Origin of the sequence: Shewanella sp. SM71, from assembly GCF_025653905.1 — a bacterium.
In the GTDB taxonomy this organism is placed as follows: domain Bacteria; phylum Pseudomonadota; class Gammaproteobacteria; order Enterobacterales; family Shewanellaceae; genus Shewanella; species Shewanella oncorhynchi.
Map to the genome: position 1 here is coordinate 13,676 of NZ_JAKKRW010000018.1, position 23,704 is coordinate 37,379.

Sequence of the window (23,704 nt, forward strand, 5' to 3'; positions counted from 1 at the left end):
AAATGCCAGCAAATAAGCTGGCATTTTTTATGGTGACTTTCGATAGTAAGGACCATCTAGCACATAGGATTAGAGCGCATTCTCAGTCGGTAAACGAATACCTACGTTAGTGACTTTACCTTCATACAGCCCCGCCACCACCCAATGCAACGACTGCCAGTGGAACTGATCCCCAAGTACAGGATTAGCGCCAAGCTGAGATACCACAAGGTCTGCGACTGTCATATCATCAGCGAGATTATCTAAACTTAAACCATAAATAGGCGCGAGATCCGCAAGCTTAACGTCTGTTTCAATAAAGAAATCACCGAAGAATCGTTGTACTTCTTTATTTTCTGGCGCTTGGCTAAAGAGGTTACTCAAGGCTTCTAAACTTTTCTCCTGACCCAGCACACAGAGTATATCGCCCGCCTCGAGACGAGTGCTACCCGATGGATGCAGCAAAGTGTCATCCCTAAATACCGCCGCAATCCGTGTCCCATCTGGCATAGCCAAGCGCTTTAGCGGCTCACCAATACACCACTTACTTTCACTCAAACGATAGACAAACACTTCCCATTCGCTGCTCGGGTAAATTTCAACTCCCGAGCGCGAAACGGGTAACGGCTTTGGGGGCAGTTCCACCTTAGCTAAACGCGCTGCTGTGGTCAAAGATGCACCTTGAACCAGCAACGACACTAATACAACGAAGAAGGCTAAGTTGAAGTACAACTGAGCACCCGGTAAGCCCGCCATCATAGGGAATACTGCTAAGATGATAGGCACAGCGCCGCGTAACCCCACCCAAGAAATAAACCAGCGGTCGCGACTGCTAAAGCTCTTAAACGGCAATAGACTGATCCATACGGCGACAGGGCGAGCAAATAAAATCATCCCGAATGCCAGAGCAAAACCTGGGATCATGATATCGACTAAATCTGAAGGGGTAAGCAATAACCCTAATACGAGGAACATGCCGATTTGACTGACCCAAGTCATACCATCCAGTACGTTCAAAATCGCATGACGGCCACGGGTTGGCTTATTGCCGAGGAACAGACCCACTAAGTAAATCGACAAAATACCGCTACCACCCAGTTTGTTGGACGCAGCATAAATAATCAGACCACCGCTTAAAACTAAAATAGAGTACAGACCATCAGCTAACTTGCTTAAATTGACGAGCTTCCACAGCATCCAGCCGCCGCCCAAACCTAAACAGATCCCCAGACCAAATTGCTTAATAAAGCTAATAAGCATAAAGCTGAAGGACAACTCACTGTCGACATTGGCAAGAATGGCAATCAAGGTTACGGTTAAGAATACCGCCATGGGATCGTTACTGCCGGACTCAATTTCTAAGGTCGCACCAACCCGCTCGTTAAGGCTACGCCCTTTAAGCAGTGAAAATACCGCAGCGGCATCGGTCGAGCCCACAATCGCGCCCACCAGCAAACCTTGCAACCAATGCAAATCGAACAACCATGCGGCCATCATGCCGGTGATACTGGTCGTAATGGCAACGCCAAAGGTCGCCAACGATAATGCAGGCCATAGCGCCACCCTAAAACTGGCAACGCGGGTGCGCATACCTCCATCGAGTAAAATAATCGCTAAGGCTAAGTTACTGACTAAATAGGAAGTTGAATAATCATCAAACTGGATTCCACCAAGGCCATCTTCGCCAGCCAAAATACCCACAGCGAGGAAAATCAATAAAATAGGGATGCCCAAACGGGAAGACATAGGACTAAGTAAAACACTCACTGCTGTAAGCAAGGCGCCAATCAGAAAAAAACTATTGATGGAATCTGCATCCACAAACGCCTCCTTAATACAGGTTGTTTAGTTAAACGATAGACAAATCACCGAGGTTAAAAATGACTCAACTCACAATTTTATGATTTTATATTAGCACAAAAATATCGAATTATTGGAGCGTTAAATATTAAATTTCAATCATCTACATAAAAAATGTCATAAAACCAACTTTCTATTAACCTTTAGATAAAGGCTAACGTAAAACCTAAAGGATAGCAGAACATCACCACACGACTTAATAAGCATTAAAATAAATAAATATCAAATAGTTAAAAATAACAAACTGAACGTAAACTCAAATCATTCAAGCAAAACTCAGCTCACAAACCTGTATAAACTAACGGTATCATAGCCAATTTAGTGTCAGATAAAATAATGTCGTGTAAAGGGTGAATATTTGAACATTATCCTTAAGCTAATTGTTTTAACTCCATTTATTTGCCAATGAAATGATTTAAATTCACTTTATCCGATGAGCAATAGCCTTGTCAGAAAAGGACCACACTCTGTTTTCCCAAAACAAATCAATTCCAGTAACGCCATACATGCTCGCCATTCAAACAGACACGTTTTAGATTGGTTAACACTGCAAATATTTTTCATCAAGCAGGAAGGTATACACAAGATAATTGAGTACAGCAGGTTTTAACGACAAGACTAAATACTGACAATTGACGCCGCTAAGGAAAACCGTTAAAACAAAAAATTAAGCGACAAATACGCCGTACTGATCATATTTCAGTTGAAATAATGTCCAAAATAAGGAAGGATGCGAGCTTCGCGCGCCAGTGCATTTTGCTCGTCAAATTGCCGCTCTCGTTTTAAGAGAGAAAGCTGCGTTAAACACGCTTTTTTATTAACAGGAATCGTAGTATCCGCTTATGAGTATGCTTCGCACCACAGCTTTATTATTGACTTTGGTTTTCCCTAGTCTGTCCGCTTTAGCAACGGAATATCCTTTACCAGCCGCCCAAAGCAGGCTAATTGGCGAGAACCAGTATTATACGGTTCCAGAGGGTAAACACACTCTCGAAGATATCGCAGCCAAATACCAGCTTGGTCTCAGTAACTTACTCGAAGCTAACCCAGGTGTGGATCCATTTCTGCCAAAACCAGGTAGCCAACTGATCATTCCATTGCAATTGATCCTGCCAAACGCTCCCCGTGAAGGCATAGTGATCAACGTGGCTGAAATGCGTTTGTATTACTATCCGAAAGGCAAAAAGACTGTTGAAGTGTTGCCTATTGGTATTGGCCAAATTGGTAAAGACACACCAGAAAACTGGGTGACCACTGTACAACGCAAGCGTGCGAATCCAACTTGGACACCCACACCGCGCATTCGTAAAGAATATGCTGCTAAAGGTGAAATCCTGCCAGCGGTATGGCCAGCGGGTCCAGATAACCCTATGGGACTGTATGCGCTGTATATCGGCAACTTGTATGCGATTCATGGTACTAACGCAAGTTTCGGTATTGGTTTGCGTGTCAGTCAAGGTTGTGTGCGTTTACGCCATGAAGATATCGAGCATCTATTCAAGACTGTACCAGTGGGAACCCGGGTACAATTTGTGAACCAGCCGATTAAAGCAACCGAAGAGCCAGACGGTAAACGCTACTTAGCCGTGCATCAACCATTGTCTCGCACTGTGGCGGAGTTTGAATCAAATGAGCCAGTTGCGATATCACTGCCAAAAGAGATCGCTAAGTTTATCGCGAAAGCTGACACTGATTCTTCTGTGATCAAGAAGCTACTCGATGAACGTACTGGTGTGCCAATGCGAATTAATCAATAATTCACTGGCGAATACCACCTAAAAAAATACCCGCAATCTGCGGGTATTTTTTTGTCGTGTCAGGCTATTCACTAACGTAATAGACTAAAATATCAATCACATAAAGGTGCACACAGGGCCAAGAAGTGAGTCATAGCAGCACTGTTTGCTAATACGCGTTGATCGAAGTTTTGCAACGCAGGCGTTTCAGTACAAGCACCGACACGAGCACCACTTCGCACTAAACAAGCTTCAAAAGACGTATCAAAATGATTGAAGATCAAACCATCTTTTACAGGACACCCATCAATCTCACCGTCTACCGCAATCGGGAAATAACCACCTAAAGTATCGCGCAGATCGAGACTAAAACGTCCAGGTACTTGGCTTGGCTCAAAAGAATACACATAGGCTTCACGACTCAAGACATCTTCATGGCAAGTTAAAATACCGTCTCGACTCGCAGCAAGCAGTAACTGTGCGTGCTCTAACAATAGCTTACCTTCAACCGATGTATGTTCATTCGCTTTAGGTTTACCGTTCTCAAATACAAAACCACGATTTGGGTTTTCGCCGTATTTATTAAATCTATGACCACGACTGAATCCAGTAGGATTGACGAGAGGCAATAAACTCAAGTTCACCCGTTCAAATAGGTCTGCTGAAGCTTCACTCAAAAAATGCAACAAACCCCATGGGCCTGCAGATTCTTCGCCATGAAATCCTGTGCTGATCAATAAAGAAGGTAAGCCTGACTTAGCGGCCGGTGACTGATACAAGCTAACATCGTATTTACCCACTTCACCCAATGTTTTCTCAACCATGCCCAAACGGGTCATTTCCTGCTCAAGCAGCAGATAGAAATTATCAATATCAGTGCTTTCACAGTTAAAAATATCGCTTTTCCACTGAAAGGATTCGAACGGAGATCTGCTTACCATATCTTGTACTTATGCCAGAAAAAGAACTGTGCCATCATAGCAGTTCTTTTCAAAAACTGAATGCTATTCAACTGATTTCGATGAAATCCGAGCAGTCGTCGACAGTGGTGCAATCTGTATCGATACCTGCGAATGTATCAATTGCCTGTCGTTAATGGTATCCAGCTTGAGTAAGACATTTAACGAATTAAAAAATAAGCTCGGCAGGACGCACTTATGAACACTCAAATCACCTTTTTTATCGCCATTTCGGCCAGTGTTTTCAGTCATACGCTACAGGCCCAATGCCGCACCGAGCAAGATGCGCAAGCCTTATATGCGCTCGAAGCGAATATAGAGACCTATACGCTACAAAATGGCCTAACAGTGCGATTACTGCCCATGGCAGATAAACAAACAGTCACAGTCGCCAGCCAATTTAATTTAGGCGCCCGCAACGAAGCCCAAGGTCAGAGCGGTTACGCCCATCTGTTTGAGCACATGTTGTTTAAAGGGAGTGAAAATGCCCCCAGCGATACCTATGCTCAGCAGTTCAGTGCTTTAGGTGCACGTTTTAATGCCAGCACGCATTTTGACTACACCAACTACTATGTGACGCTGCCAAACCAAGCATTAGAACTGGGCTTATATCTCGAAGCCGATCGCTTTATCCGCCCTAGCCTTAACGCCACTACGGTTAAAAATCAGCAGGAAACCGTACTGCAGGAAATGGCACAAACCATAGATAATCAGCCCTATATCCGCAGCGCGATGGCGTTTTTACTCGAGCAAGTAAAAGGCACTCCCTACGGTCACGGTATTATTGGCAGTCGCGAAGATATCTTGCAAGCCACACCAGAAAACCTAACTGCCTTTCACCGTGCTTATTATCGTCCCGATGCGATGCAGCTTTCCCTTGTCGGCAAACTAAGCCCACAAACCCGACAATGGATTGAGCAAAATTTTGCGGCTTGGTCTAGGCCAACGATTGCTGAACCTGAATTTTCTGAGTTAACAATCCAGCCTAAACAAGTACATGCTGAGTTAGTGGATGAGCGCGGACCTTGGCCCGGATTACTGCTCGCTTGGCATGCAGTAGGTAAAGATCACCCAGATGCTGCCGCAATTCGGCTGCTAGAAGGCTATTTATTTCAAAACACCACCAGTGCACTTGCTAAACTCAGTCTGCATAATCCCGAACAAATGCTCAGCTACTCCCTGCCCTTTGAGTTAGAAAATCATGGCATAGCGAATATCGTCTTGGTTCCACGGGCACGGACCTCACTCGATGCCTTAGTGCAAAAAGTGTTGGGACTTGTGGCACAAACGCAGCAAGATGCTCTGGATGAAGCAAGTCTTTGCACACTTAAACAAGTGTGGTTAAACAATCAATTACAACAACTGGATGACACACAGGCCTTAGCCATCAAGCTTTCCGCAACGTCGGCTCAAGATAAAGACCATCCCTTTACTGCGCAGTGGCAACGGATCAACGCAGTCACGGCCGACGATATCCAAAGCGTCGCAAAACGGTATTTCAACCAAGATTATGTCCGAGTCGACCTACTGCCACCTTGGTATATTCGCTGGGGTAAAACGCTACTGGAATGGCTGCCTAACGATATGAGTGACAGTTTAGAGGATGCGGTATTATGACGACTCTGACAATGTCAAAGCAGCTACAAGGCTTAATGTTCTGCGCTGTGGCTTTATCACTAAACGCCTGCCAGCAGACGCAAATCGTCTTCACGCCGAGCGAACCGCCGAGTTTGGCCCATTTTGAAACACCAAACTCTTTAGCCCATTCTTTACCTAACTCTTTAAACAATCCTTTGGGCAGCTCTTTGAACAATCATTTACCCAAAAGCGGCGTCATTATCCCCGTAACGGATGAAATTTTTACCGATGAAGTCCATACCGAATTGGATTTACCCTATCAGTTACATCGCCTTGCCTCAGTTCAAATGAATAGTAGTGTGAGTAACAGGGTCAGTTTAGCGGCTGTGAGCCCGCAAGTTCCCTTCAATAATCCCGATATTTTACAGATTGCCTTTCAAGAAAAGGCCCGCGCACTTGCCATTAGCCGCGCAGATCCCTGTCTTGAGACTTTCAGTATGCGTGTCAGCTTGCACAGCATTAATTTAAGCCTCACTTGCCCCGACGATGTTAACCATATCTACGACTTACTACTGCAATTTTGGCAGCCAGATGCCTTTGTTGATGCGACAACCACCCCCGTCGATGTCGACAATATTCGCCGTCAACTCAAGCTCAATAAACACTTAAACGCCTTTAGTGGCGCCGAGATAGATAAAGTGTGGCGCGATAAACTGCTCGGCCCTGAACATCCCTACAATAGAGTGATCAATAATAATGCATTGTTCGATTCGCTCAGCCTAAGGCAACTGCAACAAATCCAACAGCAGGCGGTAACACAAGCACAGTGGCATCTTTTTCTACCCAACTCTTTGGCAAATAACGCTAAATTTGACCTTCAAGCTAGCCTTAAACTGTGGCCAATATTGCCTAATTCAGGGCCGAAAGTGGATAAACTAGAGACAGTAAAGCCTCAGCAAATCAAGAGGATTTACCTTATTGATGCGCCGGGCAGCGTGCAAACCCAAGTCCGCCTAGGTTATGCCATAGATCATGTCCTAAGTGATGCATCAACTCAGCAGCAACTGAACCCACAGGAAGTCGCCTTAAGCTGTCGCAGTTTATCCGCACTCATGGGCCGCAGTTTTTCGGGCAGACTCTACTATGATTTACGGGAAAAACGCGGTCTCACCTATGGCATCTACGGCCAGTGCGCCAATGCACCGCTCTCCAGCAGCATCAAGTTTTATGGCAGTACAGCCATAGAACATACGGGCGCGTTTGTGGTGGGGATAGTAGATCACCTAACACTCGTTAAGACGCAAGGTGTTAGCCAAGGTGAAATCGATGCACTTAAAACCTATTTGATCGGTGAAGATTTGCTCAGCCAAGACAACAGCATTCAACGTGAAAACCAATATATCCACCAAGTCGCGACAGGATTAACTCAAATTGAAGTTCAGCAGCTAAATGCAGGATTACAGGCTCTAACGCCCGAAAGGCTGCAGCAGTTAGCCAACGGGGCGTTTAGCGGTGAACCATTGATTATCTTGCGGGGCGATGTTGATCGAATTCTTCCTGACTTAAAAACTAAGCTACCAGAGTGGCAGTTTGAAAGGGTTAAGGTTGGCCTAACTGACAACTAAAGCCAAATAATCCTTCTAAAAGATTCAAATGCGCGATCGACAGATTAGAGCTTATTGGTCGCACTGTCGCTGGCAGGCGGTGCGCCATTATCACCCTGCGTCATCTGTTCATGGCCTTGTTCCATTTGTTGCAAATCTTCCATCGCCGAATCCTGCTGTATGGCCTGCGGATCAGGATCTTCTGCCGGTAACACCGCCATATTGTCGGCATTCGCGCTATTTGGCGTAGCAGGTTGATCAGGAGCCATACCATTTACGGCCTTAGGCCCCTCGATTGCCGGAGACACCTCAGTTTTCAACGGGCTGTCACTAAGATTAGGTAACCACTCACGCAATTGCTCGGGTCCAAAACTAAAACCTAACGCTATGACGACAGTTGCCACTGCAACATACAGCCAAGGGCGAATCGCCAGATGATCACCTCTTAGTAAAGTGCTTTCACTGGCATATAAATGCGCATCCGAGCGTTGATCTATTGGCGCGAGTGCTTGTAGCATGTCCGGCAAGGCATCGAGTTCAGGACCTTTAATACGCTGACCAATAAACTGCCCGCCTTCGTAAATCTCCATCTGATGACTGGCGACTTCACCGTCAACCACACCAGAACTGGTAATAATCAACTTATTACAACAGACTCTTCCGCGAAACACGCCGCAAACCCGCAGCTCATTACAACTGACTTCACCAGAGATCTCGCCGCCAAGTTCGATCTTAATTTGTCCTGCTGATCTAATCTTGCCCTGCAATTTACCCGCAATGAATGCCGCGCTCTCTAATTGAATGTCGCCCTCAATCAAGGTTTGCGCACTGATAACCGTAATGCCATTGCCCTTACTCGCCATAGGATTCATTCCATATCATTATTTTTGTGACAAAGATGTTATGGTAAAAGTCCTCGAGAATAAAGCACTGGTTTCGCTTAGTATTTAACCTAAGCCCCAGAGCGGGACTTAAGTCACGCCAGCGACTATGTTACCCTGAGCATCTTGCCATATGGCTCCCGAGTACCTGAATATGAGTAACAGGATGCCTCAAAAAGGTGAGTGTTGATATCGCACTAAAACAAAGCTAAAGAACACACTAGCAGCAAACACCGAAAACAAACCGCCAACGAGACCCCGACATGGCACATTCAAACTCCGCTAGCTCGCAATCGATAACCCAAATCGTGACACCACTTGAAGCGTATCGCGCCAAGGTGTGCATAGATCTCATTGACGATCCAGCGCAGCAACAGGCGGTGTTGGCGCTCGATGTGCTATTTAAGCAGTTGATGCCACAGCCACATTCAGCACACTTTCCCCTTATCAACAAACAAGCAATCAAAGGTCTGTATCTGTGGGGCGATGTGGGTCGGGGCAAAACGTTTCTGATGGATTTGTTTTTCGATTGTTTGCCGAGTGAAGGCAAGTTAAGACTGCATTTTCACCGATTTATGGCGCGGATACACCAAGCATTACGCGAACATTCGGGCAAACGAGATCCGTTAACACTCATAGCTAAAAATCTCGCAAAAGAGTGCAAGGTGCTGTGTTTCGATGAGTTTTGTGTCTCGGACATTGGCGATGCCATGATACTCGCAGGGCTCTTTGAATACCTATTCAAACAAGGTGTGGTACTGGTCGCCACCTCAAATATTCCTATTGAGCGCTTATATGAGAACGGCCTAGCTAGACACAGATTTTTACCTTGCATCCAACTGCTGCAAACACACACTCAAATGCTGCATCTCAATGGCAACCAAGACCATAGGATGCACGCCATCAATGCTTCATTAAACAACGAGATTGGCATTGATAGCGCTGAAGTTAACGCCTCGATTTCCCGCAATATCGGCATTACCGGAACACTCGATTTTGAGCAGATTTTTGACAAGCTAGTGAATAGGTTAACGCCAAATAGACCCAATACGAGCGCTATTGGCATTAGTGATAGCAGAATGAGTAATGCTAGCCTAACCATCTGCAACCGTGAAATCCCTGTGATCCGCGCCGCTATAGCACCAACAGGCAACTCAGTCGCTTGGTTCGACTTTTATGCCCTATGTGACGGCCCGAGATCCCAACTCGATTATATCGAAATAGCCAGTCGATTTAAGATCTTAATGGTAAGCGGCGTTCCCAAATTAGGGGGGGAAGTGAAAAGCTGGATCCGTGCCCGCGGCACAGAGGACGGTACAGGTGATAACCAAGCCGCAGCCACGGGCGAGCGCAAACTCTCCTATGCGGCCAACGACGACCCAGCACGGCGTTTTATCAGCTTAATTGATGAGTTATATGATCAAAATGTCAGCTTATATCTCAGCTGCGACGTGCCACTGAGTGAACTTTATCAAGGTGGCGCACTCAGTTTTGAATTCCGCCGCACCTACAGTCGATTAATAGAAATGAGTCGAAGTGAATGGCCGTAAAACATTAGCGATTTATCGCTCTGTTGAGTTAGACCAAAAGCCTAATATTGATAAGCGAGAAGTTAGCCATCACGATAAAAATTCGAGGAACAATTAGTGACAAGATAATTCATGCATTCAGAATATAACAAGTCAAATACGCTATTTGCAGATACAAGCCGAGAAAGATGAATAAGTACCTAAATTGAAAATCTGCAACCATAGATAAACTAGAACAGAAAAAAATTATAATAATTAAAAATCAAACACATAAAATAGAAAACCCATCCTCCATAATCGATTCAATCCACACAACCAAATGACTCATTACGTTCAATTTGCTTCTAGCTGTTGCTAACCTTGAGTTTTAAGGTACGGTGTAACTTAGTTTCAATTGTTCTAATTTACAGCCTATAGGTTTAAATCGATCAAATTTACAACCTGCAACATAAAAGCTCAAAAATATAATCTATAGTTTATGCAACCAACTAAAGACTCATGATTCTGACTAAGCGCCATGACACTTAACTTAGTTCGAAATATTCGCTAGAAAATATTAAGAACAGCCTTAAACGGAACTCTTTTAAATACAGGGACGATTAACTTATGTGGTTACGACAATTTAAGATTGGCTCACGATTAATTGCTGCGTTTGGATTACTTGCTCTTGTGTTGCTACTTCAAGGAATCATGTCATTACAGACAATGTCATCCATGCGATCCACTGCAGAAGAAATTGAAGATAATACCCTACCTACGCTGGTCAGTCTGTCGAGCATCAACCTCAATGTGATGCGCGCTAGGGTGTTTACATTTCGCCTGTTATTAGCAAATTCGGCAGCAGAACTTAACAAAGGACTCGATACATTAAGGCAAATCCGCCAGAGTATTAAAACGGATCAAAAAAACTATGAGCCTTTAATTAGCCTGCCAGGTGAGCAGGAGCTCTATCAAGAATTTAGTGGCAGCCTTGATCTGTATTTAAAGCATCAAGATGAGATGATCAGCAAGCTACAGGCGAATGATGCAGCCGAAGCTAAACGGATCATGGATGATGTCATGATAGTGCAAGCCGAAAAAATGACAAAGACGCTCATTAGCATTGGCAGCTTGAATACTGAATATGCAAAGGAACAAGGTCAAATAACTGCACAAGCCTACGACGAGAGTAAATGGCTAAACAGCATTATGATAGTGGGCTCCTTAATCGCTGCATTTGTAGTGGCAATATTTTTAACTCGCAGTATCGTGCAGCCAATGAAGGAAGCTGTAGGCATTTCAGTAGCAGTCGCAAGGGGGGATTTAACACAGAAAATCAGTACAGAGGGTAAAGATGAAACCAGTCAACTGATGCAATCATTAGCTGAAATGCAGCAAAACCTGCGCGACACTTTATCCCATATAGCAAACTCCTCTAGCCAGCTCGCCTCCGCCGCCGAAGAACTCAATTCCGTCACTGAAGATGCTTCCCGCGGCATACAGCAACAAAATGATGAAATACAGCAAGCGGCAACTGCGATTACCGAAATGAGTTCGGCAGTAGATGAAGTTGCCAATACGGCGGTGCTCGCTTCAGAAGCCTCTGAAGAAACCGCCCGCAGTACCGAATTAGGTAAAAAACAGGTAGATCAGACTGTCGCAGCCATTATCGACATGAATCAGGATGTGACGCAAAGTTCACAGGTTGTTCAAACCTTAGCGATTCAAGCGAGGGATATAGGTAAAGTTCTCGATGTGATCCGCGCCATTGCTGAGCAAACGAATTTACTGGCCTTAAACGCAGCCATTGAAGCGGCGCGAGCGGGCGATACAGGCCGTGGTTTTGCGGTTGTTGCTGATGAAGTTCGCGCCCTAGCCCATCGCACTCAGTCCTCGACCCGTGAAATTGAAGACATGATTAACAAAATCCAGCACGGCACCGAAACGGCTGTGCAATCGATGCAGCACAGCGGCCAAAAGGCTGAACAGGCACTCTCAGTCGCAAGATTGGCAGGGGATGCATTAAACACGATTAATCGCCAAATCAGTACGATGAATAACAGCAACATGGTCATTGCAAGCGCCGCCGAAGAGCAAGCGAAAGTCGCACGTGAGGTCGATAAAAACATTGTGAATATTAGTGATCTTGCCAGCCAAAGTGCTGCGGGGGCACAGCAAACCAGTGCCTCGGCACATGAACTCTCAAGACTCGCCGTTGAACTGAACAATCTACTGACGCGATTTAAAGTCTAGAGTATCGCTTTATAATGGAATCTGAGGGTAATGGCGCAAGATGTGTTAAACCGTTACCCTCAATGCATAACGCTATGATCTAGTTTAATAAAGCTTCCATAATACAAGCGAGACTCAAGAGTGCTAATACCGAGTTTGCGGTGCATGATTAAAGTGCATAGCCAGTTCACTGATATCAGTGGCAACCCATTCTGGCTCGATACACTCGACCAAATGCGCCGCCATAAAGTCCACCAGTTGCATGGCGGCATACGGCAAACGGCGATCTTTACGGCCAACTAGATACCAGTTACTTTCGAGCGGAAACCCCGTAACAGTTAGAATTGCAGGTTTTTCGCGCCCTTCTTGCAAGGTATGCGCCGAAATCACCGACAAACCTAAGCCCGACGCGACGCTCAAGCGTATCGCCTCATTACTCTCGATTTGCATAGTGTCACCGAGCGTGATGCCTTGACCACTGCACCAAGACTCGAACATTAAGCGGGTGGCTGATCCCGGTTCGCGAACGATAAAACGCTCATTTTTAAGCTCGTTAAAATTCACTTGTTCACGACCCACTGCCCAATGATCCTTTGGTGCAATCAGTTGCAGCGGATTTTTAATGATGCGTGCAGATAACACGTTATCGCCACTTGGAGGATGACTGAACAGGTATAAATCATCTTCTTGACGTTCAAATCTGCCTAATACATGGGCACGGTTACCAATGTTTAAGGTCACTTTAACCTGTGGAAACTGCCGATAAAATGCCCCTAAAATCCGTGGTAACACGTATTTTGCGGTAGTGACAATACCGATATTAATGTGACCAACACTGCCACCTTTAGCCTGCTGCATAAAAGCATCGAAATCCTCAAAACGACTCAAGGTATCGCAGGCTGCGCGGTACAACCCATTACCAATCAAGGTCGGTAACATGCGGCCATCACGACTCTCGAGTAATGGCTCACCCAACACATCGGCCAGTTTTTTAAGCTGTAATGACACTGTGGGTTGAGTTAAATGCAATGCCCTCGCCGCTGCGGAAATATTACCTAACCGCACCACTTGCACATACACCTGCAGTAACCGAAAACTCAAATGCCGCAATTTAAGCTGAGTCGATAACGAACGCTTATCCATAGACAATTATCTATACCTAGGTGGTAAACAATTTATTTTTCAATATAACTAATTAGGTCCAAAATCACCAGCCATCAGGATCACTCGACAAACAAGCGCGTTTTGCACCGCTTAAAAGTCAAACTTAATGAGATACCTATGCCCGATATTGTCATTGCATTTTTCGCCTTAGGCCTGTTAGCTGGCCTAGTGAAATCAGATCTTAAAGTCCCACCCGCGATCTACGAAACCCTATCCATACTGTTAATGCTTACCTTAGGTTTAAAGGGCGGAATGGCGCTCCACGGTCACACTCAAAACTTAGTGATCACTGAGCTGTTAGCGGTTGTTGCCTTAGGTTTGATTATCCCCTTGGCCTTATACCCTGTACTAACTCGGCTGGTTCGCATTGGCCATACCGATGCCATTAGTATTGCCGCCCATTACGGCTCCGTCAGTGCGGGAACCTTTGCGGTGGTGATGGCTATGGTTGAAAAATCTGGGCTGATCTTAAGGCCAGAAACGACCCTGTATCTCGTGCTGCTGGAACTGCCGGCGATCGTCGTGATGCTCTGGCTACACCGATACTTAAGCGCCAAAAAAGCAATTGAAACATCACCCAAAAATGAAAATCAATCGAGCGTGTTGCACGAAGCCTTAACCAGTCGTGGCGTTGTATTACTCCTTGGCTGCGTGGTGATAGGTTGGCTTTACGGCCCAACGGGACTTGCGCCGCTTACACCAGTGCTACTAGGCGGATTCAAAACTTTACTGGCATTATTTTTACTGGAAATGGGCTTAGTAACGGCCAAAGTGTGTTTGCCGCTACCACTTAAACAATGGCGGTTATTAATGTTTGCCGCCGTAGCGCCCTTTGTATTGGCTTGGTGTGGTATTGGTGTAGGCGTTTGGCTGGACTTACCTTCAGGCAGCATTTTAGTGTTAGCGGCATTAAGTGCCAGCTCATCTTATATCGCAGCGCCAGCGGCCATTCGAGCCGCAATCCCCGAAGCCAATATAGGTCTGGCTATGCTAGCCTCACTCGGGATCACATTTCCGGTTAACGTGCTAATTGGCTTACCCTTATATCAACATTGGGTAACGCTCATTACAGCTTAGTACTTCTTCGCCGAATAAAGTCCAATGAAAAGGGAGACATTATTGTCTCCCTTTTCATTGGCATAAGCGTAAACAATTTAAGATGCATCACTGTGATGTGTGGCTTTATCCTGATACATGGCTTTATCGGCGGAATCTAACAGATCCTCTAAGCTCATATCTGAATCCGGTGTCCAATGGGCGATACCTATGCTGGTCGCCAATCTATGTTGCTTAGGATGCTGTTGATTATATTGCTCAAGTAACTGCTTAAAACGCTCGATGACCCGATTGACTGTATCTCTATGCACAAAACTTAGCAGCACCACAAACTCATCGCCGCCAAGCCTTGCGATCACATCCGACTCCCTAAAAGCAGTCATTAAGATATGGGCAAAATCATATAACATCTGATCGCCCTTGCGATGACCAAAGCTGTCATTCACTTCCTTAAAAAAGTCGAGATCGAAGAATACTAAGGCCGCCTCAGATTCGGTACGTCGACAACTCGCCATTGACTGATGGGCCAGTAATTCAAAACCACGTCGATTCGAAATAGCCGTCAAGGGATCTAAGGTATTTTGCGCGATAGAGAGTAATTCAGCCTCTACCATTTGTCCTAAATCCGTTAAGGTTTCAATGTCTTCAGCCGTAAAATCCCGCGGTTCAGTGCCGATTAAACACAAAGTACCCACCCGATATTGCCCGTGAATGGTGAGGGGATAGCCGGCGTAAAAGCGAATATGCGGCTGCTCAGTCACCAGTGGATTGTCACTAAAGCGCGGATCTTTGAGGGCGTCATTCACGATAAAAATATCGTCTTGATTGATTGCATGGCCACAAAATGAGATTTCCCGTGGTGTTTCAGTCACCTCCAATCCTTGGCGAGATTTAAACCACTGCCGCTCGGCATCCACTAAGGTCACAACACAAATCGGCAAAGAGAAAATTCTGCGCGTGAGCCGAGTAATACGATCGAAACGTTCTTCGGCATCAGTGTCGAGCACATTGAGTGCGCGTAACGTGGCCAAACGTTGCAGCTCGTTTTCAGGGATAGTAGGTAATTGCATGGTGCTCTCTGCTAACTGCTCTCATTAAACTCTAGCCTAAATTGTGCATTCTTGCGGTGTTAAGGCTGATATTCGTTTCAGCCTTACTCCCTTTAAATGACTGTATAGATGACTGTACTATTCAAGCACAGCGCGATAGATATTGAGCACTCGCTCGGCATGTTCCTCAACCTCTAACACAGGTAACTGCCCCGCCTTTTGTTGCAGAGTCAGGCGATGATTTTCATCCCGCAGTAAGCAATAGGTCTGAGTTAAATGCTGGGCACTCATCATTGGCAAGAGTTCAAGCTCAGCTAATACCCCAAAAATCCGCACATTGTCGGACCAAATCGTTAGCTCTGGATACTCGTGGGCATTAGCCAGCACTAAGTACTGGGCAATAAACTCAATATCGGCAATCCCGCCTGGACTCTGCTTTAAATCAAACATGCCATCACTGACTTTAAGCAAGTGATCGCGCATCTTCTGACGCATCTCACGTACCGCTTTTTGCAGCTCAGCTTTATCACGGGGCTTTTCCAATACTGAAGCGCGAATATGACTGAATTTAACTGCTAAACTATTGTCGCCAAAAACAAAACGCGAGCGCACTAAAGCTTGATGTTCCCAAGTCCACGCCTCATTAGCTTGGTATTCGCCAAAACGCTCAATCTCACTGACCATCAAACCCGAGGCGCCAGAAGGACGCAGGCGCATATCCACTTCATACAACTCTCCCGAAGTGGTGCGAGTCGAGAATAAATGCAGAATGCGCTGGGCGAGTTTGAGGTAAAAATGACCAACTTCAATCGGGCGATCACCATTGGTCAGGCCGTTCTCTGTTTTATTTTCACACAAGAAAACTAAATCGAGATCGGAGCCGTAACCCAATTCAATCCCGCCGAGCTTGCCATAACCGACAACGGCAAAGCCTGTGTCACTGCCCTCAAGGTATGCTGGCACGCCGTGGCGCACTGAAACCTGTTGCCACGCCTGCATCACCACTTGTTCGATAATAGCTTCGGCTAAAAAAGTTAAGTGATCGCTCACTTGCATCACGGGTAAAACACCCGTGACATCGGCTGCGGCGATTTTAAGTTGTTGTGAAAGCTTAAATTGTCGCAGCGCTTCCATTTGCTGCTCCATATCATCCTCGGGCACGCGCATCATGTACTGACGCAGCTCGCTCGGATAATCGTCGATGGAGGTCGTGTCATAGAGCTGCGACGGATCGATAAGCTCATCGAGCAACATGGGGAATTTAGCCAACTGCGCGGCAATCCAAGGACTGGCGCAACACAAGCTCACTAACTGCTGCCGCGCACCAGGGTTTTCACACAAAAGCTCAAGGTAAGTGGTGCGAGTTAAAATCTGCTCCAGCACCTTAGACACGGGCTCAAAAGCTGACGATGGACTCTGTTGATTAATCAATTCTTCCAATAATCTTGGCATTAATTTATCTAAGGTTTCTCGCCCGCGTGGACCAATCGAACGCTTAGTCACTGTTTCGCGCCAACTGCTGAGCATAGGGCACAGCTTGTCATCATCAATTTGCTGTTCGGCCAACAACGCTATGCCATCATCAAGGTCTTGCATGTTCCACAGCTGCGTCGTCCAATGTTCAGCTTTTTCTTCGCCTTCTTCGCCGCCCACTGTGGCTTTAAAATGACGATGGATTTTGCTCATTGCCGCTTCAATATGAGTGCGTAAATCAACCTCATTAGCCATATCGAGTACATGGCACAATCGAGCCCAATCCAATGGATTATTCGGTAAGGTTTGGGTTTGTTTATCGTCAATGGCTTGCAGCAGATTCTCAACCCGGCGCAGCAGTAAATAACTGTGTTTAAGCTCATCCACCGCCAAATATTCAAACTGCCCTAAGCTGTAAAGCGTATCGATAGCACCGAATAAACTCTGCTGACGCAACGCAGGCTCACGGCCGCCACGGATCAATTGAAAACTTTGCACCACGAACTCGACCTCACGAATACCGCCTGCACCGAGTTTAATATTGTCGGTCAAATGACGGCGCCGCACTTCTTGCGCGATGAGTTGCTTCATTTTCCGCAGGGATTCAATTGCCGAAAAGTCGATATAACGGCGATACACAAAGGGTCTCAGGAGGCTGTGTAGTTCATCGGAGAAATGATTCCAAGGCCCGAGCGCACGCGCCTTGACCATGGCATAACGCTCCCAGTCTCGTCCTTGTTCTTGGTAATAATCCTCAAGACCGCTAAAACTCACCACCAAGGGGCCACTTTCACCGTAGGGACGCAAACGCATATCCACGCGGAACACGAAACCATCGACGGTGACTTGATCGAGCAAGTTCACTAGCCTTTGCCCCATGCGGATAAAGAATTGTTGATTATCTAAACTGCGACGACCGCCGACGGTTTCGCCATGCTCAGGAAACGTGAAAATCAAATCGATATCGGAGGAGAAATTAAGCTCGCGGCCGCCTAACTTACCCATGCCTAAAATCAGTAGCGGTTGCGGATTCCCTTCTCTGTCCATCGGCGTGCCATATTGAGCGCACATATCTTTATAGAGCCAATCGCGGGCGCAGATCACTAACGCTTCGGCGAGCGCCGACAGATCAAGCAAGGATTCCTCTAAACTGGCATAGTCTAAAAAGTCACGCCAAGCTAAACGTACCATTTGATAGTTACGAAACCGTCGCAGGGTGGTTTTAGCCATCTCCTCTGTGGTCGTGCTAGCCAGTTCTTCATGTAAATCAACATCAAAGTTTTTACGATCAATCAGGCTTAAATCGCCCGCAAACAGCATAGCGATCCACTCGGGATGTCGGCATAGTTGAGCCGCCACATAATCACTGAGTCCCAAAACCGTTTTGAGTTCTTGCTGCTGAGCAGGCGTTAATTGCGCAAGTCCTTCGGACCATGCTTCCTCTAATCGCAGCCAATTGCGTTCAGCGGTTTGATTAATAAGAATAGACAATGACTTATTACTGTCTTTTTGCATGGTCATAATAATCCCTAACAAATTTAGCTATCGACATATTATGTCGTAAATGATATAGATTGACGCCACATCATGTTATGTTCGACGAGACTTGCAGCTACCTGATGTAACACACAAATAAAGGTTTACACTTTTATCTGTGGCATTTAAGGGTACTATAACCTGCGCGGCAGGCATATTGGGCAAGCGGATTATTATTGCCTGCAAGTATTTGAGTTTTATTTCATTACCTTTTGGAGAAAACATGGCAGGAATGCTAACCCGTGTTCTCACATCGATACTTTTTTTAGCCGTTTCGCTATCGCTGACGGGTTGTGGCGATGACAGACCGGATAAAATCGCGAAGTATCAACAACTCACACAGCAACGTCTCGCTACGCTCACGACGATGATCGATGACGGCCAGTTGCGTAACGCTAATCTCTTAAAACAATACACGACACTGCTAAAGCAACAGAAACCCGATTTAGCACCCTTACTCGATGAATTAGCAAAGGATTCTGGTACCCAAGGTCCCATGTATACCTCGCTAAAACGTCGTTTAGATGAATCGAAAGTGGCGAGTAACTTTGCTGATCTCGATCAACAGCTGGCCGAAGCAGAAAATCTTTATCAAGCCGCAGATCCCAGTCTGTTTAACGATATGTTGTCTGATCCAGTCAACGTGGTCGCCGATATGTCCGACGGCAAACTGGCTCGCGTAAATGCGATTAGCCGTGAGGCCGCAACATTAGCCAATGGCGGTGAAGATTTTGGTCCAGGCAGTCAATTAGTTGGTAATCCCTCTTACGGCAACTGGCAAACCGACTCAAGCGGCACTTCGTTTTGGGCTTGGTATGGCATGTATTCGATGTTTTCGAATGTTTTCAATCGCCCAGTTTCCTACGATCGTTGGTCGGGTAACCGAGGTTATAGCTATTACAATGACGTAGGTCGTTATCGCTATACCTCACCCAAGCAAGCGGATGCGCAAAATAAGACCTTCGAACAAACGAAAAAACGTTTCGACTCACAAGGCAAGCGCTTTGACAGCCCTTATGCTAAACCGCGAACTGGTGGCACGGCGTTATCCCGTGAAAGTACCAGCGCACCTAAGGCCAGCACGACAAGTGCGAGCAAGAGTTCGAACAGTAAGTTTCGATCTAACTATGCTAAAGACAGCAGTTTCCGCAATTCCAGCAATCGCACGACCCGCAGTGTGCGCCGGGGCAAGTAACTAAGGATTTCCAATGACATTATTTCAGGATTTCGGTATCACACCAGAGCTAGCCATCATTCTGGCTATCGATCTCACCATAGCCGTGATTTTGCTAACGCTAATGCGTTATTTGCAAGGTTGGAGTGTAAAGGTCAATAGCAGTAAGGAGCTGGCAGAGCGGGATAACTTTGCCTTTGGCATAAGTACCGCTGGCGCAGTTGCCGCCCTAGGCATAGTGCTTACAGGCGCTATCACAGGCGCTGCGGCACACTCTTATCTTACCGAAGCGATTGGCATGAGCTGCTATGGTTTATTCGGTTTAGTACTGATTAAACTCGGCCGTTTTCTCCACGATAAAATAGCGCTAAATGAGTTTGATAAGAACGAGCAAATCATCAAAGGTAATGTGTCCGTCGCTATCGTCGATGCTAGCGTTGCTATTGCTACCGCCATTATCATTCGCTCCGTCTTGCTGTGGGCAGAAGATTTAACGGTCGATACCTTCATTGCCATCTTCAGCGCCTTTGCGATTTCGCAGTTGATGTTAGTGCTACTCACGCGCTGGCGTGAAAACCGTTTCGCAAGCCGCAACCAAGACTCGTCTATGCAGCAAGCCTTAGCCCAAGGTCATACAGCGTTAGCGCTACGCCATGCAGGTTACATGATTGCTATGGCACTGAGCTTTAATGCCGCCAGTCACTTTATTATTTATAATCCAACGGCTTATGTGACGAATGTGATCGGTTGGTTAGTGTTCTCAGTCATTATGCTGATCGCGCTCTCCTTACTGCTGTTCGTCGTGAAGAAACTGGTATTAGCCCGTATCGATTTAGCCGATGAAGTGGAAAGACAACACAATATCGGTATCGCCGCAGTAGAAATGGCGATCAGTATCGCTATCGCACTTATTCTTACGGCACTGATGGCTTAATCGAATGCAAGAAATTAGCTTAACTCCCTCGGCGGCTAAACCTAGCCGCCTAGGTTGGTTCGACGATGTTCTCTTATTGGGCATTATGGCCGTATTAGCAGGTTGCGGCCTGATCTACGAATATCTTTTATCCCACTATGCGGGCCGCATTTTAGGCGCATTAGAAGCCGCCATTTACACCATGATAGGCTTAATGATTGTCTCCATGGGGCTAGGTGCCTTCGCCGCGCGTAAGATCCGTGATGCCTTTACCGGTTTTGTGATCTTAGAACTCACAGTTGCACTCTGTGGCTCACTCGCCATTTTAATCACAGCAGCGGTGATTGGTTTTGGTCAACAACTACCATTGATCATTGCTAACACCTTAGGTTTACCGCCAGATCAACTGCCCGAAGGTGGCATGATAGGCTCGCTGCAAAAACTCAGCGAATACTTACCCTATGTGTGGGGTGTGTTATTGGGCCTGATGATTGGTATGGAAATCCCGCTGATTGCTAGGGTTCGCCAATCCCTTTCCGACGAGCATTTACTGCATAACGCGGGCACCATTTACGGAGCTGATTACATAGGCGCAGGCATAGGTGCCGCCATTTGGGTTGGCTTTATGCTCGCCATCGATATCCAACTCGCCGCCGCCTTAACTGCCAGTTTCAATCTATTGGCAGGTTTTGTGTTTATCTGGCGATTCTGGCCTAAAATCCGCCGCCCTAAACTGCTTTTGAGTGGGCATTTTATCGTGACTGGCGTCTTACTCGTATTAGCAATCCACGGCCCACGCTGGGAGCAAGAATTCAATAATTTGCTCTATAAAGACAAAGTGGTTTACGCCAAAGCGACACGTTTCCAACAGCTGACCTTCACCGAGCGGTTGCGCGGTAACGGTCTGCCGCCCGTTTATGCTTTATACATCAATGGTCGCTTACAATTTTCTAGCATAGACGAGCACATCTACCATACGTTTCTCGTTCATCCTACGCTCGCGGCCAGTGCCCGTCACAACAAGGTGCTGATCATTGGCGGCGGTGATGGACTCGGTCTAAAACAAGTACTGCGCTGGGAACCTCAACAAGTCACGCTGCTAGATCTCGATGTGGGCCTAGTGCAATTATTTAAATCGCCCGATACAGATATGCCCGATAGTCTCAGTCGCGCTATGTTGGCGCTCAATGGCAACGCACTGAACGATCCCCGTGTCACAGTGATCAACGACGATGCATTTAATGGTGTCGATAAACTGATTGCCACAGGCGTGAAATACGATGCGATTATCGTAGACTTGCCCGATCCGAGCCATCCCGATCTTAATAAGCTGTATTCGGACTATTTCTACCGTAAATTAAAGGAACTTATGAGCAGTGATGGCGCTCTGACTGTACAGTCGACATCGCCTTACCATGCCCCTAAGGCCTTTATTTCGGTAGCAAAAACCTTGGCATTGGCGGGATTTGACGTCAAGCAGTACCATCATAATGTGCCCAGTTTTGGCGAATGGGGCTGGAGTATTGCAACCTTAGGCGGACTCGATGCACAACACAGATTAGCTAAGTTAACTGAGTTGCCCATCAAAGATGACTGGCTCACTTTAGGTTTAGTGGATGGCGCCTTTGAGTTTCCAGCCAATTTTTATCAAGATGCCGCCAACATAAAACCCAATGAATTGGGTTCATTGCAGCTGTATCACTACCATTTGCAAGATTGGTCCGAGAATCAAGGACTGGATCTTTTTTAATAGGATGAAATAGTACTTGACATATTATGTCTCGGTGCTATCTTTGAACACAGACATAATATGTCAATAAGGACAAATATGAATATCCATACCATTGCCAATCACCTCAACAGTCTTGGCAACAACAGCCAAACTGGCTTTCAATTTGATTGTTATCCAATCGATGGTGAAGTCGAAGTGTTGCAAGTGAATGTGGTCGGCCGTGAAGAAATCCCGGTATTTGTATCGGTAACGGACAACCAAGTGCTTTGCATCAGCTACCTGTGGGGCGAGAACGAAGTAAATCAAGAACGTCGCAGTGAAATGTTTGAAACCATGCTAGAGCTCAACATTCCAATGCCATTGTCAGCTTTTGCAAAAATTGATGACAAATACGTGGTTTACGGTGCGCTATCACTACAATCTAGCATGCTCGAAATCGAGCAAGAATTAGCAGTTTTATCTGATAACTGTTTAGAAGTTATTGATGAATTGGTCGACTATCTAAAATAAGGAGCCACAAAATGGGCATTCTGAATAAAATTTTAACAGCGTTTCGCGGTGGTGCCACCGAAGTTGGCCAAAGCATCGTTGACGCAAACTCAACCCGTATTTTCGAACAGGAAATCCGTGATGCAGAAAAGCATTTAACCAATGCTAAACGTGAACTGACCGATGTCATGGCAAAAGAAATGCAAGCCAGCCGTGAAATCGACCGTCTGAAACGTTCAATTGCAGAACACGAAGGTTATGCGACTCAAGCATTGGACAAAGGTAATGAAGCCTTAGCGATTGAAATTGCTGAAAAGATTGCTCAGTTAGACCAAGAGTTGTCTGAGCAACAAAGCGCCAACGACAGCTTTAGCGCCCATGCTGCACGCTTGAAAGACTTAGTGAAGAAAACCGAACGCCAACTGTCTGATTATCAACGTCAGTTGAGCATGGTTAAAACCACTGAAAGCGTACAAAAAGCGACGGCAACCATTACTGACTCGTTCGCGTCTAGCAACTCTAAGCTGCTGAACGCTAAAGATTCACTAGAACGTATCAAGGCACGTCAGCAACAATTTGACGACCGTTTAAAAGCGGCTGAAACCTTAGCCGATGAAAACAGTGATAAGTCGTTGCAAGCTAAACTAGCCGAAGCGGGTATTGGTGAGCAAAAGTCAAACGCAAATGCAGTGCTAGATCGAATCAAAGCACGTAAAAGCTAAGCAATGATTGACCGAATGCCGAGTCTCAGTGGGATCATCACCCCCTACTGACCTCGGCA

Annotated in this window: 17 protein-coding genes; 11 read left to right on the plus strand and 6 right to left on the minus strand. The window is 46.1% G+C overall.

The annotated features are described in order from the left end of the window. Positions 1-69: 69 nt before the first annotated feature. Positions 70-1,800 (minus strand): potassium/proton antiporter, encoded by a 1,731-nt coding sequence (locus tag L5L97_RS16775; protein WP_105251569.1) that lies wholly within the window; start codon positions 1,798-1,800, stop codon positions 70-72. Between the two features lie 881 nt (positions 1,801-2,681). On the opposite strand from L5L97_RS16775, the gene L5L97_RS16780 reads away from it, so the two are divergent. Continuing rightward, complete coding sequence (locus tag L5L97_RS16780) at positions 2,682-3,596, plus strand: L,D-transpeptidase family protein (protein ID WP_105251568.1); 915 nt, start codon at positions 2,682-2,684, stop codon at positions 3,594-3,596. A 92-nt stretch (positions 3,597-3,688) separates the two neighbouring features. Here L5L97_RS16780 and L5L97_RS16785 read toward each other — a convergent pair whose 3' ends face one another. Then, positions 3,689-4,516: a M14 family metallocarboxypeptidase gene (locus L5L97_RS16785; RefSeq protein ID WP_105251567.1), complete on the minus strand. Its 828-nt coding sequence runs from the start codon at positions 4,514-4,516 to the stop codon at positions 3,689-3,691. A gap of 216 nt (positions 4,517-4,732) precedes the next feature. Here L5L97_RS16785 and L5L97_RS16790 point away from each other — a divergent pair, with 216 nt between their 5' ends. Next, the gene (locus L5L97_RS16790) at positions 4,733-6,151 is read left to right on the plus strand and encodes a M16 family metallopeptidase (protein WP_263142662.1); all 1,419 of its coding nucleotides are present in this window, start codon (positions 4,733-4,735) and stop codon (positions 6,149-6,151) included. Then, positions 6,148-7,737 carry a M16 family metallopeptidase gene (locus L5L97_RS16795; RefSeq protein WP_263142664.1) on the plus strand — a complete coding sequence of 530 codons (1,590 nt, stop codon included), beginning with the start codon at positions 6,148-6,150 and terminating at the stop codon, positions 7,735-7,737. Before L5L97_RS16790 ends, L5L97_RS16795 begins: the two co-directional genes overlap by 4 nt. A gap of 44 nt (positions 7,738-7,781) precedes the next feature. Here L5L97_RS16795 and L5L97_RS16800 read toward each other — a convergent pair whose 3' ends face one another. Further along, positions 7,782-8,579, minus strand: coding sequence for a polymer-forming cytoskeletal protein (locus L5L97_RS16800; protein ID WP_263183016.1), 798 nt, complete (start codon positions 8,577-8,579; stop codon positions 7,782-7,784). A 281-nt stretch (positions 8,580-8,860) separates the two neighbouring features. Here L5L97_RS16800 and zapE point away from each other — a divergent pair, with 281 nt between their 5' ends. Both zapE and L5L97_RS16810 read left to right on the plus strand, forming a co-directional pair. After that, the gene (gene zapE / locus L5L97_RS16805; protein ID WP_263183018.1) at positions 8,861-10,147 is read left to right on the plus strand and encodes a cell division protein ZapE; all 1,287 of its coding nucleotides are present in this window, start codon (positions 8,861-8,863) and stop codon (positions 10,145-10,147) included. 585 nt (positions 10,148-10,732) lie between these two features. Further along, positions 10,733-12,358: a methyl-accepting chemotaxis protein gene (locus tag L5L97_RS16810; protein WP_168822572.1), complete on the plus strand. Its 1,626-nt coding sequence runs from the start codon at positions 10,733-10,735 to the stop codon at positions 12,356-12,358. Between the two features lie 123 nt (positions 12,359-12,481). Here the strand turns inward: L5L97_RS16810 and L5L97_RS16815 are convergent, their stop codons facing one another. Further along, complete coding sequence (locus tag L5L97_RS16815) at positions 12,482-13,480, minus strand: LysR family transcriptional regulator (RefSeq protein ID WP_263183020.1); 999 nt, start codon at positions 13,478-13,480, stop codon at positions 12,482-12,484. Positions 13,481-13,618: 138 nt separating this feature from the next. On the opposite strand from L5L97_RS16815, the gene L5L97_RS16820 reads away from it, so the two are divergent. Continuing rightward, complete coding sequence (locus L5L97_RS16820) at positions 13,619-14,578, plus strand: sodium-dependent bicarbonate transport family permease (protein WP_263183022.1); 960 nt, start codon at positions 13,619-13,621, stop codon at positions 14,576-14,578. 77 nt (positions 14,579-14,655) lie between these two features. Here L5L97_RS16820 and L5L97_RS16825 read toward each other — a convergent pair whose 3' ends face one another. Next, complete coding sequence (locus L5L97_RS16825) at positions 14,656-15,627, minus strand: sensor domain-containing diguanylate cyclase (protein WP_263183024.1); 972 nt, start codon at positions 15,625-15,627, stop codon at positions 14,656-14,658. Between the two features lie 117 nt (positions 15,628-15,744). Then, a complete protein-coding gene (gene glnE / locus L5L97_RS16830; protein WP_113939025.1) occupies positions 15,745-18,600 on the minus strand; it encodes a bifunctional [glutamate--ammonia ligase]-adenylyl-L-tyrosine phosphorylase/[glutamate--ammonia-ligase] adenylyltransferase in 2,856 nt (951 codons plus the stop codon). A 238-nt stretch (positions 18,601-18,838) separates the two neighbouring features. On the opposite strand from glnE, the gene L5L97_RS16835 reads away from it, so the two are divergent. The 5 genes from L5L97_RS16835 to L5L97_RS16855 all read left to right on the plus strand — a co-directional run bounded on the left by L5L97_RS16835 (position 18,839) and on the right by L5L97_RS16855 (position 23,645). After that, the gene (locus L5L97_RS16835) at positions 18,839-19,810 is read left to right on the plus strand and encodes a hypothetical protein (RefSeq protein ID WP_105251557.1); all 972 of its coding nucleotides are present in this window, start codon (positions 18,839-18,841) and stop codon (positions 19,808-19,810) included. A gap of 13 nt (positions 19,811-19,823) precedes the next feature. Next, positions 19,824-20,723, plus strand: a complete 900-nt coding sequence (locus L5L97_RS16840; protein ID WP_113939026.1) for a DUF350 domain-containing protein — start codon at positions 19,824-19,826, stop codon at positions 20,721-20,723. Between the two features lie 4 nt (positions 20,724-20,727). After that, positions 20,728-22,452: a polyamine aminopropyltransferase gene (locus tag L5L97_RS16845; protein ID WP_028761812.1), complete on the plus strand. Its 1,725-nt coding sequence runs from the start codon at positions 20,728-20,730 to the stop codon at positions 22,450-22,452. Between the two features lie 78 nt (positions 22,453-22,530). Continuing rightward, entirely contained in the window at positions 22,531-22,944 is a 414-nt protein-coding gene (locus tag L5L97_RS16850; protein ID WP_105251554.1) for a YjfI family protein, read from the plus strand. A gap of 11 nt (positions 22,945-22,955) precedes the next feature. Then, positions 22,956-23,645, plus strand: a complete 690-nt coding sequence (locus tag L5L97_RS16855) for a PspA/IM30 family protein (RefSeq protein WP_028761835.1) — start codon at positions 22,956-22,958, stop codon at positions 23,643-23,645. Positions 23,646-23,704: the final 59 nt, after the last annotated feature.

What these genes read in the sequence shown, in the direction of transcription:
- L5L97_RS16790 (WP_263142662.1), top strand. Translation starts at nt 4,733, where the DNA reads ATGAACACTCAAATCACCTTTTTTATCGCCATTTCGGCCAGTGTTTTC.
- L5L97_RS16800 (WP_263183016.1), bottom strand. Translation starts at nt 8,579, where the DNA reads ATGGCGAGTAAGGGCAATGGCATTACGGTTATCAGTGCGCAAACCTTG.
- L5L97_RS16780 (WP_105251568.1), top strand. Translation starts at nt 2,682, where the DNA reads ATGAGTATGCTTCGCACCACAGCTTTATTATTGACTTTGGTTTTCCCT.
- L5L97_RS16820 (WP_263183022.1), top strand. Translation starts at nt 13,619, where the DNA reads ATGCCCGATATTGTCATTGCATTTTTCGCCTTAGGCCTGTTAGCTGGC.
- L5L97_RS16835 (WP_105251557.1), top strand. Translation starts at nt 18,839, where the DNA reads ATGGCAGGAATGCTAACCCGTGTTCTCACATCGATACTTTTTTTAGCC.
- glnE (WP_113939025.1), bottom strand. Translation starts at nt 18,600, where the DNA reads ATGACCATGCAAAAAGACAGTAATAAGTCATTGTCTATTCTTATTAAT.
- L5L97_RS16825 (WP_263183024.1), bottom strand. Translation starts at nt 15,627, where the DNA reads ATGCAATTACCTACTATCCCTGAAAACGAGCTGCAACGTTTGGCCACG.
- L5L97_RS16840 (WP_113939026.1), top strand. Translation starts at nt 19,824, where the DNA reads ATGACATTATTTCAGGATTTCGGTATCACACCAGAGCTAGCCATCATT.
- L5L97_RS16855 (WP_028761835.1), top strand. Translation starts at nt 22,956, where the DNA reads ATGGGCATTCTGAATAAAATTTTAACAGCGTTTCGCGGTGGTGCCACC.
- L5L97_RS16845 (WP_028761812.1), top strand. Translation starts at nt 20,728, where the DNA reads ATGCAAGAAATTAGCTTAACTCCCTCGGCGGCTAAACCTAGCCGCCTA.
- L5L97_RS16795 (WP_263142664.1), top strand. Translation starts at nt 6,148, where the DNA reads ATGACGACTCTGACAATGTCAAAGCAGCTACAAGGCTTAATGTTCTGC.
- L5L97_RS16815 (WP_263183020.1), bottom strand. Translation starts at nt 13,480, where the DNA reads ATGGATAAGCGTTCGTTATCGACTCAGCTTAAATTGCGGCATTTGAGT.
- L5L97_RS16785 (WP_105251567.1), bottom strand. Translation starts at nt 4,516, where the DNA reads ATGGTAAGCAGATCTCCGTTCGAATCCTTTCAGTGGAAAAGCGATATT.
- L5L97_RS16810 (WP_168822572.1), top strand. Translation starts at nt 10,733, where the DNA reads ATGTGGTTACGACAATTTAAGATTGGCTCACGATTAATTGCTGCGTTT.
- zapE (WP_263183018.1), top strand. Translation starts at nt 8,861, where the DNA reads ATGGCACATTCAAACTCCGCTAGCTCGCAATCGATAACCCAAATCGTG.
- L5L97_RS16850 (WP_105251554.1), top strand. Translation starts at nt 22,531, where the DNA reads ATGAATATCCATACCATTGCCAATCACCTCAACAGTCTTGGCAACAAC.